Genomic DNA, 236 nt, shown 5'->3' with positions numbered 1-236 from the left:
CCCACCGATTACGGACGGCTTGGCGGCCGCATGCCGAAAGGCGTGCTGCTGGTCGGGCCGCCCGGCACCGGCAAGACCTTGCTGGCCAAGGCCGTGGCGGGCGAGGCCAAGGTGCCGTTCTTCTCGATCTCGGGCTCCGAGTTCGTCGAGATGTTCGTCGGCGTCGGCGCAGCCCGCGTGCGCGACCTGTTCCAGCAGGCGCACGACAAGGCGCCCGCGATCATCTTCATCGACGA

The 236-nt window shown here is 69.1% G+C and carries 1 protein-coding gene; it reads left to right on the top strand.

The features are described 5' to 3' along the window. A partial coding sequence (locus AC0L2O_RS37540) for an AAA family ATPase (RefSeq protein ID WP_473373287.1) occupies nucleotides 1-236 on the top strand: 236 nt, incomplete at both ends.

The sequence above is a fragment of the Bradyrhizobium sp. Kon10 genome, from assembly GCF_055807395.1.
Note: the sequence above shows the minus strand (reverse complement) of the source record. Positions and strands in the feature narration are given on the sequence as shown.